General features: G+C 65.7%; 11 protein-coding genes. 8 read left to right on the top strand and 3 right to left on the bottom strand.

Going from position 1 to position 13,700, the window contains the following annotated elements; translation table 11 throughout:
* The first annotated feature begins 679 nt into the window (after nucleotides 1-679).
* The 8 genes from Q8P46_00740 (at nucleotide 680) to Q8P46_00705 (ending at nucleotide 8,948) form a co-directional block, all read left to right on the top strand.
* Nucleotides 680-1,681: a tripartite tricarboxylate transporter substrate binding protein gene (locus Q8P46_00740; GenBank protein MDP2618699.1), complete on the top strand. Its 1,002-nt coding sequence runs from the start codon at nucleotides 680-682 to the stop codon at nucleotides 1,679-1,681.
* Between the two features lie 90 nt (nucleotides 1,682-1,771).
* Nucleotides 1,772-2,524, top strand: coding sequence for an FCD domain-containing protein (locus Q8P46_00735; protein ID MDP2618698.1), 753 nt, complete (start codon nucleotides 1,772-1,774; stop codon nucleotides 2,522-2,524).
* Nucleotides 2,525-2,538: 14 nt separating this feature from the next.
* Nucleotides 2,539-3,081 (top strand): tripartite tricarboxylate transporter TctB family protein, encoded by a 543-nt coding sequence (locus Q8P46_00730; GenBank protein ID MDP2618697.1) that lies wholly within the window; start codon nucleotides 2,539-2,541, stop codon nucleotides 3,079-3,081.
* Between the two features lie 12 nt (nucleotides 3,082-3,093).
* Complete coding sequence (locus Q8P46_00725; GenBank protein MDP2618696.1) at nucleotides 3,094-4,599, top strand: tripartite tricarboxylate transporter permease; 1,506 nt, start codon at nucleotides 3,094-3,096, stop codon at nucleotides 4,597-4,599.
* 93 nt (nucleotides 4,600-4,692) lie between these two features.
* Nucleotides 4,693-6,090: an MmgE/PrpD family protein gene (locus tag Q8P46_00720; protein MDP2618695.1), complete on the top strand. Its 1,398-nt coding sequence runs from the start codon at nucleotides 4,693-4,695 to the stop codon at nucleotides 6,088-6,090.
* Between the two features lie 31 nt (nucleotides 6,091-6,121).
* Nucleotides 6,122-7,315: a CaiB/BaiF CoA-transferase family protein gene (locus Q8P46_00715; GenBank protein ID MDP2618694.1), complete on the top strand. Its 1,194-nt coding sequence runs from the start codon at nucleotides 6,122-6,124 to the stop codon at nucleotides 7,313-7,315.
* Between the two features lie 54 nt (nucleotides 7,316-7,369).
* The gene (locus Q8P46_00710) at nucleotides 7,370-8,158 is read left to right on the top strand and encodes an enoyl-CoA hydratase (GenBank protein MDP2618693.1); all 789 of its coding nucleotides are present in this window, start codon (nucleotides 7,370-7,372) and stop codon (nucleotides 8,156-8,158) included.
* Between the two features lie 25 nt (nucleotides 8,159-8,183).
* The gene (locus Q8P46_00705) at nucleotides 8,184-8,948 is read left to right on the top strand and encodes a sulfite exporter TauE/SafE family protein (protein ID MDP2618692.1); all 765 of its coding nucleotides are present in this window, start codon (nucleotides 8,184-8,186) and stop codon (nucleotides 8,946-8,948) included.
* Nucleotides 8,949-8,958: 10 nt separating this feature from the next.
* Here Q8P46_00705 and Q8P46_00700 read toward each other — a convergent pair whose 3' ends face one another.
* The 3 genes from Q8P46_00700 to Q8P46_00690 all read right to left on the bottom strand — a co-directional run.
* Entirely contained in the window at nucleotides 8,959-11,214 is a 2,256-nt protein-coding gene (locus tag Q8P46_00700; GenBank protein MDP2618691.1) for a ferredoxin, read from the bottom strand.
* Between the two features lie 8 nt (nucleotides 11,215-11,222).
* Nucleotides 11,223-12,212, bottom strand: a complete 990-nt coding sequence (locus Q8P46_00695; protein ID MDP2618690.1) for a thiamine pyrophosphate-dependent enzyme — start codon at nucleotides 12,210-12,212, stop codon at nucleotides 11,223-11,225.
* Nucleotides 12,213-12,227: 15 nt separating this feature from the next.
* Nucleotides 12,228-13,700: hypothetical protein (locus Q8P46_00690; protein MDP2618689.1), on the bottom strand; the 1,473-nt coding region annotated here is incomplete at its 5' end.

The following is a 13,700-nucleotide window of genomic DNA, read 5'->3' as shown; positions in this document are numbered from 1 at the left end:
GTCAGCCGCGCATCACAGCCGCCGCGGGCGCGGCGCACGCCGCCGCCCGCTTCGTGTCGGCAATCGTCTTTGCTCCGGTGGCGGCCCCAGATTCAGCCACGCTCTTGAAGTCCCTCCCCGACGAGGCTCCCGCCCGTTCCGGCGCGCCGCGAACCCGTGCATGGGCAACCCTCATTGCGGCCTTCGATGCGGATCAGGCAAGCCCCCTATGGTTTGGCCGGTGCCGTGAAAAGTCAATGGCTTGGGGGCGCGCCGTCGGAGGAAATGGGGCTGCCGCCGCCGCGGCGCTCTCCGCAACCATCTTCGGCCCAATAACTTGTCGACAATTTCCCGCTTTGAAGGGCTGAGCGCAATGCGCTCCGCCGCGGACCTCCGCAGCGACGTCACCATGACTTCGCGCAAATCCGCCACCGGGCGGGATGGTTGATTGACACCCCCTGGAAGGGGTGTGAATATGCCGCGCCCGGATTGTAAACAATTTGAATGCCTAACCGGGGGCGCTGGAGTTCATGCAGATCGCCGGGTGGGCGTCGCTAGGGCTTGTCCAAAAGCCTTTTTTCATCGTCCGACCGGCCGAGTCCGGTAGCCGCTTAAGGCTGCGTGCGGGTGAGCGGGTCGATGCCTGGTCTGCAATAGGGATGAGACGCTGAAAAACCGAGATTTTCGGGAGGGAAGGTCTATGAACGTCGCACTGAACGCAACTCAGAAATTCGCCATGCGCAAACGCCTGGCCATCGCCGGAGTGGCGGCCTTCGGGCTGATGCTCTGCTTGAACCCGGCCTCCGCGCAGGACGAGAAATTCCCCTCAAAGTCCATCGAGGTGGTGATCCATTCAGGCTATGGCGGCGGCACCGACGTCACCGCGCGGATGATGTCGATCCGCACGCGCAGAGAGCTCGACGTCGACATGACCGTGATCGCCAAGCGCGGCGGCTCCGGGGCGTCGGCGCATCAATATGCGATGGGCAAGCCGCGCGACGGTTATACCGTGCTGGCCCTGACGCAGAGCCACCTTTACACGATCGCACTCGGCAAGTCGCCGCTGACCATCGACGACGTGGTCGGCGTCGCCCGGGCGATGGATGACCCGACCTTCATCGCCGTGTCCTCCGACGGCCCTTACAAGACGCTTGAGGATTTGATTGCCGCGTCGAAGGACACGGCGCTCAATTGGGGCGTCGCGCAGATCGGCGGCACCGAGCATATCGGCCTGTTCCAGCTCGCCAAGGCGGCCGGCTTCAAGTTCAAGGTCGTGCCCTTCGGCGGCGGCGGCGAGATGGTTCAGGCGCTGATGTCGGGCGCGATCGTCGCCGCCCTGCCCAATGTCAGCGAAGGCCGCCAGCAAATCGACGACGGCACCTTCCGGGCGCTCGTGGTGATGGCCGAAAAGCGCCTCAAGGACTATCCCGATGTGCCGACCACCTTCGAGAAGAGCTATAAGGTGAAGACCTCGACGACGCGCGGTTACTGGGTGCTTGGCGGCACGCCGCCGGAGCGCGTCAAGATCCTCTCCGATGCCATGGTCAAGGCCATGAAGCACGAGGTGTTCGCCAACTATCTGAAGAGCTCGGGCCTCGATCCGGAGGAGAACGTCGCCGGCCACGAGGTCTGGGACAAGCAGATCAAGGAAGAGTACGCGGGCGCCGTCGAGGCTCTCAAGGAACTCGACCTGATCAAGTAGCGGCCAGAAGCGCCGCTCACTCGAAGCGCGAAAAAGGGACCGCCGGCGCCCATCGGCGCTGGCGGTCTGGCCAGCCTCACGGACAAATCGGTGGGACGTTTGCGCAACCTCAAGGATACGCCCTCGACCCCGCTGACCCTGCGCATGCAGGGCGAGATCGAGGCGATGATCATGAACGGCGAGCTCAATGCCGGCGACCGGGTGACCGAGAACCTGCTCGCCGAACGGTTCGGCGTCAGCCGCGGGCCGGTCCGCGAGGCCTGCCGGGCGCTGACCCAGGAGGGGCTGCTGACCGCCATTCCCAACCGCGGCATGTTCGTGCGCGAGATCGCGCTCAGGGAAGCACTCGAGGTCTACGACATCCGCGCCGCACTGGACGATCTGGTCGGCCGCGAAGTCGCCCAGCACATCACCACGGCGGAGTTCGCGGAACTGGCGCGCCTTGTCGACGAGATGGACGCGGCGGCGCGCCGCGCCGACCTCGACAGCTACTATCCGCTCAACCTGACCTATCACGACAAGCTGCTCGATCTGGCCGGCAATCAGAGGCTGAGCCTGCTCTATCGCAGCCTGGTCAAGCATCTGCACCTGTTCCGGCGCAAGGGTCTGTTGAGCGAGGGCAGCATGCTCGTCTCCAACGAGGAGCACCGTCTGGTGGTGGCGGCGCTGGAACGGCGCGACCCGGTTCGCGCCGGATTGGCGATGCGCGCGCATGTGCTCTCCGCCAAGCAGCGCCTGATCGCCGCAGCCGCCGCCGAATATGCGGCGGAAGAGGCCAAGAATATCGTTTCGAGACCGAAACGACAGTTACAAAACGGCGGCCGGCGGCCGCTTGCCCTATGACCGGGAGACGGGGAATGGCCGAACCAACTTCGAACAGATGGGGCAGTGCAAGATTCTGGGCGCGGCCTGGGCAGGAGGGGTTGGTCCACCGCACCGACCTCGTCGTGAGCCTGGTCGTGCTCGCGATCTGTGCCTTCTTCTATTACGTCACGACCACCTTCGACGAGGTCTCCACCCTCTTGTCGCAGAACATTCCGCCGGAATTCTTTCCGCGCGGGGTCCTGATCATCATCATGATCATGGCGCTCGGCCTGCCCTTCGAGCATGTGCTGCACCGCCGCCGTGGCGAGGACATCGATTCGGAGCGCAGCGAGCGGGTCAAGCGGATGCCCTATCTGACCACGGGCCTCCTGTTTCTCATCATACTGGCGATGCCTTATGTGGGGACCCTGATCTGTATGATAGCGATCTGCCTCACTCTACCGGTCCTGTGGGGGGAGCGGCGCTGGCGACGAATCATCCTGTTCGCATTGCTGTTCCCGCTCGCTGTCGCCTATGTCTTCGACCGTGTCCTGCTCGTCCAGTTCGAGCCGGGCATGCTCGGCATCGCTCCCTAGCCGAGGTGCGCCATGGAACCGGTCCTGCAAGGCCTCGGCCTCGTTCTCGATCTCAACAATATCGTGCTGATCTTCAGTGGCGTGCTGATCGGCGTCGTGGTGGGTGCCCTGCCCGGCCTGAGCTCGCCCATGGCGGTGGCGCTGCTCCTGCCTTTCACGCTGTCGCTCGAGCCGGTGCCGGCGATCTCGATGATGGCGGCGCTCTATTGCGCCGGGACCTTTGGCGGCTCGATCACCGCCATCCTGATCAACGCGCCGGGCGCACCGCCCGCGGTGGCCACCGCTTTCGACGGTTACCCCATGGCCAAGCGCGGCGAGGCCGGCCGCGCGCTCGGCCTTGCCACCTTCTCGAGCGTCTTCGGCGGCGTCTTCAGCCTCATCGTGTTCATCTTCGCGGCCCCACTGCTCGCCGCCGTCGCCCTGAAGTTCCGGCCGCCGGAATATTTCGCGCTTTCCGTCTTCGCGCTGTCGATGCTCGCCTCGATCAGCGGCAAGTCGTCGCTGCGCAACCTCATCTCCGGCGGCTTCGGCGTGATGATCAGCACCATCGGCATTCATCTGACGACCGGGGTCGAGCGCTTCACCTTCGGCATTCACGAACTGACCGAGGGGATCAGCTTCATCCCGGTGCTGATCGGCCTTTTTGCCATGGGCGAGCTGTTGAACCAGTCGCAGGCGCTCGACATCGCCTATGAGCGCATTCGCGCCGGTGTCATCAAGCTGCCGTCACGCCAGGACTTGCGGCTGGTGTGGCCGACCATTCTGCGCTCCAGCGCCCTCGGCACCTTCATCGGCATCCTGCCGGCAGAGGGCTCCACCGTTGCCGCGCTCATGGGCTACAACGAGGCGCGACGCTGGTCGAAGCACAAGAAAGATTTCGGCAAGGGAACGCCGGAGGGCATTGCCGGGCCGGAGGCCGCCAACAACGCGGCGACCGGCGGGGCCATGGTGCCGACGCTGGCGCTCGGCATCCCCGGCAGCGGCACCACGGCGCTGATCCTCGCCGCCCTGATCATCCATGGCTTGCGCCCCGGCCCCTATCTCGTGCGCGAGACGCCGGAGTTCATCTACGCCATTTTCGGCGCCATGCTGCTCGCCAATTTCATGTTCCTCGGCATCGGCCTGATCGGCGCCAAGACCTTTTCCCTGATCACCCTCATTCCCCGCACGGTTCTTTGGCCGGCCGTGTTCGTCTTTTCCGTGGTCGGCGCTTATGCCGGCTCGGGCGCGATTTTCGACATCTGGGTGATGTTCATCTCGGGCGTCGTCGGCTTCATCATGCTGCGCCACGGCTTCGGTCTGGCGCCGCTGGTCATGGGGTTGATCCTGGGCAAACTCGTCGAGGAGAAATTTTCCCAGTCGATGATCATGTACGACAATAATTTTCTCGGCCTGTTCGAGAGCCCCATCGTTGTGCTGCTGTTCGCGCTTACCGCAGTCAGCCTGCTCTGGCCGCTGATGGGTCCGCTCATCAGGCTGGTCTTTTCTCATCCGGAATCGCGGAAAGAGGATGCATAAGGGCGCCCGGCAGCGACAGAGCGACCATCCATACCGGAGCGGCGCGAGAGTCCGGGCGCAAATGGGGGCGGCGATCTGCCGTGACTGCGAGCGATGAACGGATCGGCCGGTGACATCGGCGCCCCGCGGGAGGCGGTGGCCGAAACCTTCGGCGCCTGGGCGAGCCTTCTTGCCGCCGCCGACGTTCCCGCCGCCGTGCGCACGGTGATGCAGGCGCTCATCGTCGACGTGATCGGGCTATGCATCGCCGCCCGCAGCAGCGACTATGTCGCGGCCATTCTCGCCTGTTGCGAGGAAGGCGGTCCCTGCACCGCGTTCGGCCAAGCGCGCGCCCTCAATGCCGCCGGCGCCGCGCTCGCCAACGGCACCGCCGCCCACGGTGAGGATTACGATGATACTTTCGAGGGCACCCCGGTCCATGCCGGCGCCGTGATCGTGCCGGCGGTGCTCGCGGCCTGCGAGGGCTTCGGCCGCTCCGGCCGGGACGCCTTGCGCGGCATGGCGGCGGGCGCCGAGCTGACCTGCCGCCTAGCGCTGGTGGCGCCGACGGCGATGCACCGCGCGGGCTTTCATCCGACCGCCGTCATCGGCGCGCTCGGCGCCGCCGCAGGGGTCTCCGCCGCGCTCGGCCTTAATCGCGGTCAAATGGCCTCGGCGCTCGGCATCGCCGGAAGTTTCGCCTCGGGCATCATCGAATATCTCGCCGAAGGCACCTGGACCAAGCGCATCCATCCCGGCTGGGCGGCGCAGGCAGGCCTGCACGCGGCGCGTCTCGCGCAAGCCGGCTTTCTCGGGCCGCGCACCGTCATCGAGGGCGCGCACGGCTTTTTCCACGCCTTCGCCGACGCCTCCGTGCCTCGCGACTACACGCAGGTAACCGACGGTCTCGGCGAGGACTGGCGCTGCGAGACGCTGGCGTTCAAGCCCTATGCCTGCGGCACCATGGCCCAGCCCTTCATCGACTGCGCCATTGCGCTGCGCGAACGCGGCGTGCGGGCACAGGACGTCAACTTCATGGTCTGCAAGGTCGGCGAGGGCACGGTTCACAGGCTGTGGGAGCCGCGGTCCGAGAAGGACGCGCCCTCGACCCCCTATTCGGCCAAGTTCAGCGTTCCCTATTGCATCGCCGTGGCGCTGATCGACGGGGCGGCGGGTCTTGAGCAGTTCAGCCAAGAGCGCGTAGCCGACCCCGAGGTGCTCGCCCTGGCGCGCAAGGTGAGGTACGAGGTCGACCCGGCGAATGAATATCCGCAGAACTATACCGGCCATCTGCGCGCCTTCCTCGCCGGCGGACGCAGCGTGTCGACCAGCCAGCCGCATCTGCGCGGCGGTTGGCGCGAGCCGCTGACCCGCCATGAGCTGATTGCCAAGATGGAAGCGAACCTCACCTTCGGCGGCTGGCCGAGGGAGCGGGCGAGCGAGATTGCGGATTTCTCCCTGACCGTTTTCGAGCAGGACGATCTCGCCGGCCTTGCCGCCTTTCGCGGCTGACAGAAAGACAAAGCAGACAGAGACCAGCTCCATGGCCAACATCCCCGCATCGCAAGCCCTGTCGCGCTTCACGGTCCTCGATTTGACGCGGGTGCGATCCGGTCCGACGGCGGTGCGGCAACTGGCCGACTGGGGCGCCAACGCCATCAAGATCGAGCCGCCGGCGGCGCTGGAGGAAGAAGGGGCGCTCGGCGCCGGCCGCGACACGCCCGACTTCCAGAACCTGCAGCGCAACAAGCGCAGCGTGACGCTGAACCTGAAGGAGTCCGAGGGCCGCGCCATCTGCCTGAAGCTCGTCGAGACCGCCGACGTGGTGGTGGAGAATTTCCGTCCCGACGTGAAGGATCGCCTGGGACTTGACTACGGCTCCCTGAAGGCCGTCAATCCGCGCATCATCCTGGCCAGCATCTCCGGCTTCGGCCAGACCGGCCCCTACGCCGCCCATCCGGGATTCGATCAGATCGCCCAGGGCATGGGCGGGCTGATGTCGATCACCGGCGAGCCGGGACGCGGGCCGATGCGGGTCGGCATTCCCGTCGCCGATCTGTGCGCCGGGCTGTTCTGCGCCATGGGAATCCTGACCGCGCTCATCGAACGCGAGCAATCGGGCGAAGGCCAGTGGCTGCACACCTCGCTCCTGGAGGCGCAGATCTTCATGCTCGACTTCCAGGCCGCGCGCTGGCTGATGAAGGGCGAAGTGCCCGGCCAGGCCGGCAACAACCACCCGACCAGCACGCCGACCGGCGTCTACCCGACCGCCGACGGCCATATCAACGTCGCCATCGCCGGCGAGACCATCTGGCAGCGCTTTTGCGCAGCCATCGACGCCAAGGAGTGGATTACCGACCCCGACTATGAGGTCAACGCCAAGCGCAGCAAGAACCGCGACAAGCTCAATGCCATGATCGGCGAAAAACTAAGGAAAGAGCCGAGCCGCCACTGGATTTCCCTGTTTCTCGAGGCCGGCGTCCCCTGCGGCAAGATCAATTCCGTCGACCAGGTCTTCGCCGATCCGCAGGTCGAGCATCTCGGCATCGCCGCGGCGATGGACTCCATCCCCTTCGGCAAGACCCGCTGCGTCGCCCAGCCGATAACCTTCTCGCGGACGCCGAGCCGGATCGTCCGCCGGCCGCCGGCGCGCGGCGAGCACACCGACGAGATCCTGCGGCAGATCGGCTACAGCGCCGCGGCAATCGAACAGCTGAGAAGCCGTAATATCGTCTGAATGAGCCGGTCCTCCCGGACCCTTGAGCGCCGTCACCTGAGCTGGAGTGCCCTTATGCCGACCGACAAGATCCTGTCGCGCAAGGAAGACCTGATCGGACAGCTGATCTTCAACAATCCCGAACGCCACAACGCCGTGTCGCTGGAGATGTGGGACACCGTCGAGGGGGCGCTCGACGATTTCATCGCCGACGATTCCGTGCGCGTCATCGTCGTCAGCGGTGCCGGCGGCAAGGCCTTCGTGTCCGGCGCCGATATCTCGAAGTTCGAGAGCGAGCGCGCCACCATGGACGCCGTCGCCCATTACAATGCGCGCGTCAAGGCGGTCTATCGAAAGGTCTACGAACTTCCCAAGCCGACCCTTGCCATGATCGACGGCTTCTGCCTCGGCGGCGGACTGGCGCTCGCGGTCTCCTGCGATCTGCGCTTCGCATCGGAAAAATCCAAGTTCGGCCTGCCGGCCGCCCGTCTCGGCCTCGGATACCCTTACGAGGGGCTGAAGCGGCTGGTCGATGCGGTGGGACCGGGAGCCGCCAAGGACATCGTCTTTTCCGGCCGCCGGCTCGACGCGCGGGAGGCGCTGTCCATTGGGCTGGTGCAGAAGGTGCTGCCGGAAAAGGAGCTTGAAAATTTCGTCCGCGATTATGCGCGCACGATCGCGGAGAACGCGCCGCTGACCGTGGCGTCGCTGAAATTCATCATCGGCGAAATCTTCAAGGACCGGGCTGAGCGCGATCTCGACGCGTGCCAGCGGCTAGTCGACCGCTGCTTTGCCTCCGAGGACTATATCGAGGGCCGGCGCGCCTTCACCGAGAAGCGCAAGCCGAAATTCAAGGGGCGGTAGACCGCCGCCCGCCAAACGTCAGACCATGCCCGCCTTCGAAAGCCTTGAGCCGCTGCTGCTGCTCCTCATAGCGCTGACCGCCTTTGCGAGCGCGGTGTTCCACAGCGTCGGCGGCTTTGCCGGCGCGCTCGTCCTGACCATCGCCCTGGCGCCGATCCTCGGCGTCAAGGAAACGGTGCCGATCGTCGCCGCGGCCATGATCGTCTCCAACACGACCCGCGTCTGGGCGTTCCGCAAATGGATCAACTGGCGCGTCGTCGCGGCAATCTTTACCGCCGCCCTGCCCGGCATCATTCTCGGGGCGATATTCTATATCAGGCTGCCGGTGCACTATGTCGCGCTGCTACTCGGGATATTTCTCATCGTCGTGGTGCCGCTGCGGCGCTCCTTCGCGGCGCGCAATTTCAAGGTTGGCCTGAACGGCCTCCGCGCGGTCGCCGTGCCCTACGGGTTCGTCGGTGGCTCGGTCATGGGCGCCGGCCTGATGCTGGCGCCGTTTCTGCTCGGCGCGGGTGTCATCGGCGGTGAGCTCGTCGCCGTCGTCGCCGCGCTGGGTCTCGGGCTCAACCTCTCCAAGACCATCATTTTCGGACTGTCGCCTCTATTGGACGCCGAGATGGCCTTGAAGGGCCTCTTGATCGGCATTTGCACCATCCCCGGCGCCTTTACCGGGCGCTGGATCGTCACCCACACGCCGCTGCGCATCCACACGCTGTTCATGGAAGGCTTCATCCTCGCCGGTGGCTGCTATTTCCTGTGGCGCGCGGCGGAGGGCTTCGGCTGGCTTTAGGGCGAACCGCTCAGTTGAACGGCTCGGCGCGCGCGATCAGCTCTTCGAGGTCAGGTTCGTCCGGATTGCGCGGCTTGCCGGGGTGGATGATGCTGACCTGGCAGCTCTCCGCCGCCTCGACGAGCTGGCGGTAAGTGCCGGCGTCGGGGTCGGCGACATAGGCCTGCTGGTTCTCGTTATAAGCGAACATCTTGTTGTTGATGTATGTGCACTCGTTGCAGCTGGTGCAGCGCGGCGTCTCGATATAGGGGGCGTCGGGGTCGGCCCGCTCCTCCGGCTCCGGCTCGGCCGCCACGGCGGCGGGAGCCGCCGGCGCCTTCGGTGCCGGAACCTCGGCGGCGCGCGCGGACGGCGCCGCCGACGCTGCCGCCTGGGCGGCGCCGAGGGAGGCAAGCGCTGCTTCCTTTTCCTTCTCCCAGGCTGCGCGCTGCTTGGCCAGCGCGCTCTTGATGGAGGGGTCGTTGACGCCTGAGAGCTCCTGCAGGCTGCGCCACACTTCCAGCGCCCGGCGGGCGCCGCGGACAATCTTGTCGTCGATCACGGCGCGGCGCAGGATGTTGCCTTCGTCGATCACCCACACATAGGGCACCTTCTCCGCCCGCTCCTCGGCGGCAAGGCGCACATGCGCGTCGACCGGGATCATGGATTCGTGCCATTGCGACGGCGCCACCGGCAGCCGGTGCTTGGCGTAGCGCTTGTCGCAGATGGCGAAGTCGGCGTGGGTGAAGGCAACCTCCTCGACGCCATGCTGCTGGTCCGCATCCTCGAATGAAAGGCCGTGCCGCGGCCAGTCTTCCCCGCTTTGCGGATTGTCGCCGAGGCTGAAGCGCGATACCCGGTCCGGTCCCGCCGCCGGATCGTAGGTGAATGTCGGAAAGGCGCGCGATTCCTTTGCCGCCGCCGCCAACAGATAGGGCGGCACGCCGGACACGGTCTCCGTCGCGCCGGAATAGATGCTGAACAGCGCCGGCCCGTCATAGGTCAGGCCGTTTTTCAGGGCGTCGCGCAGCCGGTAGAGATCGGAGGCCGCCGCCTGCATCACGAAGGCGTCATGGACGCCGACCGCCATCGCCGCAAGCCGTGCGCTGCCGCCACCGAAAGAGGCGCGCGGCGGCTCCGGCGAGGCGCCGCCGAGGATGTCGTCGATCTGGATCAGCACCTTGACCGGCAGCCCGGAGGCTAGCGTCTCGAAGGCGTGCGCGGTCTCCGCGGCTTCCGAATGGCCGTCCCGCAGGCAAACCAGATAGGAGGGAAGCAGCGCCAGCTCCTCCTCGCCCAGCTCATTCTCGTCGAAGCGGGCAAAGAAGGAATCGTGCTGCATGGGCCGGTAGCGGTTGACGATCTCCAGTTCCGCGATGGTGATGGCCTTGACGAAGTCGACCATCTCCGGCAGCCGGGCGCGGAACGCATCGAGCGCATCGGCGCAATTGTCGAAGACGAAACCATAAGGCGTCTGGCGCGCGGCGAGCTCGGCGGATGCCCGTCCCGGCGCGTAGAAGCGCTGCGATTGCAGCACCATGAGCGTTGACTGAACGCGCTTCCGGCGGTCCTCCGATAGCTCGTCGTCATGCGATTTCTTGGTCAGAACGCGGGACAACTCCTCGAAGTCGAAATCGGCAGCCCAGTTGTCGCCGATCGCGCTCTTCAGCGCCTCGGGCTTACGCGCCTTGTCCGACTTCATGTAGTCGGCCTTGAGGATGTCCGACAGTCTGAGGATCAGCCCCTCGACCCGCTTGCGGAACGCCTTGGCCTTGGCCGCCTGGACCTGCCGCCAGGCATGGACGAGGAGTTTGGCCGGGGTCGCCGCGTCGCAATCGATCACCGCCCCGTCGACGTTAAGGCGATCGCGGGCCAGATCGAGATTGCGGGAAAGCTCGTCCTTCGCAGAAGCGTCGCAGCGGGCGGCAAGATCGTCCTCCGCCTGACTCCACAGCTCCGACAGGGCGCCTTCGGCCCCGCCCATGACGCGCGCGCGGATTTCCGCCTCGAGCTGCAAGAGGTCGCGGCGCATCCGCTCGCCGGCGGCGCCGGGCGGCGCCAACTCCTGCAAAATCCCGTCGATGACGGAACAGAGCGAGCGCATGAAGGGTCCGCTCCCGTCGCCCTCGACCAGCACCAGCGGGTAGTCGTAACGCAGGCTCTCAAGCTGGCCATACCGCGCGAACAACGCCGGGCGCAGCTTCGGATCGGCCGGCGTATCGTCGGCATGTTCAGGGTCCCACTGCGTCAGTCGCGGGCTTGCAAGGTCTGGGAGCATGGTATTCATGGGTCCACTCAGGTCGCTGCCGCCGCGGCGTGTTCTTCCGGCCAGATCGTGAACTTGTCCATCTCCTCGTCGAGCACCGTGCGGATCAATCCCGGCGTGTTCGGCCGCTCGCCCTCGCGCAGGTCCTCGTAGCAGGGCACCGCCTCGTTGCAATAGAGAATGCCCACCGGAATTTCCTCGGTCAGCGAGGAGATTTCCCTGGCGCGGTGGATGTCGAGCGGGTCATGCACCTCCTGGTTGCGGTAGGTCTTGGACAATGCGGAGCTGAGCTGGACGCCGTCCTCATGCGTCAGGATCCGCGTACTCAATGGGTCGCGCACCCAGGGATCGAACAGATGCGGCAAGAACTCTGGACAGCGCTGCAGCACCCGCACCAGCGAGAAGCCCTTATGGTGGTAGGCCTTGTAGATGATGTCGTAGAGCAGCTCTGGGATCCAATCGACCGCCTGGGCGATAAACGACACGTTGGCGACGCTGAGGCTGGTGGTCAGAGGATTGAGCGGATCGAGCACGGTGCCCGACGGCGTCGTGTTGCTCTTCATGCCGCGCGGCGAGGTCGGCGAGGCCTGCTTCTTGGTCAGCCCGTAGACATGGTTGTCGTGCAGGATCGCCGTCATGTTCATGTTGTAGCGGATGGCGTGAATCCAGTGCGCGGCACCGATGCTGCAGCAATCCCCGTCGCCGGTGGACACGAAGATGTTAAGGTCCGGCCGGCGCAGCTTTATGCCTTCGGCCACCGGCAGGGCGCGCCCGTGCAAGCCGTGGAAGCCGTACGCGTTCATATAATGGGGAAAGCGGCTCGAACAGCCGATGCCGGACACGAACACGGTCTTTTCCGGCGCCAGCTGCTCGGTCCGGCACAGGCGTTGAACGGCGGCGAGAATGCCGTTGTCGCCGCAGCCGGAGCACCAGCGCGGCGGAATATCGCTTTGATAATCCCGCAAGCTGAAATGCTCGTCGATCGAGCGCAGCAGGCATTCGGTCAGAGGAGCGGACATGATCAATACCTCACGTCATGATAACGCGCCGCGGGCGACCTCGGCGATGGTCCCGGGCTTGATCGGCTGGCCGCGAACCTCGCCAAAGCAGTCCACATCGACAAGGAAGCGCGACCGAAGCAGCATGGAAAGTGCCGAATAGCGGCGGTTTTCCGCGTCGATGAGATCGCCGTCGAGCTGGTCGCACCAATTGTTCTCGATGGTCATCACCTTCTTGAATCGGCGCAGCGCGTCGCCGATGCCCGAGGCCATGGGCTGGAGGAATTTCAGATGCATGGAGGAGACCTCGTGCCCCTCCTCGCGCAGCCGCGAAACCGCCTCCTCGATGGCCCCCTTGGTGCTGCCCCAGCCGACGAGCACCAAGTCGCCCGTCTCGGCCCCAACCAGCTCGGGCGCCTTCAGGGTCCTCTGGAAGGCGGCGAGCTTCATGCTGCGGGCCTTGATGCCCTCCTGATTGATTTCCGGATTGTAGGCGACGTGGCTGTCGCGGTCGTGCGCGAGGCCCGTCAGGCAGTGCATGCCGCCCGGCTGGCCGGGAATGAACCGCGTCGCCAGCCCCGTCCTCGGGTCCCAGTCATAGGGCTTGGCGCCCGGCGCAACCGCGCTCTGGTCGACCGGCGGGGCAAGCCAGTTCTCGTTGAAGCGCGGCCGCGGAAATGGCTGCTGCGCTGTCGCCAAGCTCGCGTCGCTCAGCACCATCACCACCATGTTGAAGGTCTCGGCAATCTTGCGCGCGGTGATGATCGAGTAGAAGCAGTCCTCGATGGTTGACGGCGCCATGACGATCTTCGGCGCATCGCCATGGCCGCCATACATGGCGGCAAAGAGGTCGCTCTGCTCGGGCTTGGTCGGTTGGCCGGTGCTGGGGCCGCCGCGCTGCACGTCGACGACGACCAGCGGGATTTCGCCCATCACCGCGAGCCCGATCCCCTCCTGCTTCAGCGACAGGCCGGGGCCGGAGGTGATGGTGATCGCGCACTTGCCGGCATAGGAGGCGCCGATGGCAAAGGCGCAGGCCGCGATCTCGTCTTCGGCCTGATGAACCACGCACCCGACCTTCTCGAAGATCTCGCTCAAATAGTGCGAGGCGGAGGTCGCCGGCGTGATCGGGTACATGGCGCACACTTCCATGCCGGAGGCGACGACGCCGAGCGCCAGCGCCGTGTTGCCGTTGACCACGATCTGCGGCTCGCTCGGCTTGGCGGCCGGAATCTTGAATTTGAGGTCGAGATTGTCCTCGGCCCACTGCCAGCCCGCCTCGAGCAGCTCGATGTTGCGCAGGGCGATCTTCTCGTCCTTCTTCCTGAAGGCGAAGCGCACCTGCTCGCGCGCCAGCTCCAGGTCGAGGCAGTAGATCGAGCACAGCATGCCGAGCGCGAACATGTTCTTGCCGCGCCGCGGGTCGGGCACGAGCTTGAGGCACTCCGCCTCCATCGGCACCTCGTGCAGCCGATAGCCGGCGGCAGTCACCTCTGCGCAGACGCTGGC

It is taken from the genome of Hyphomicrobiales bacterium (genome assembly GCA_030688605.1).
Classification (GTDB): Bacteria; Pseudomonadota; Alphaproteobacteria; order Rhizobiales; family NORP267; genus JAUYJB01.
This window is presented reverse-complemented; position numbering and strand designations above follow the sequence as displayed.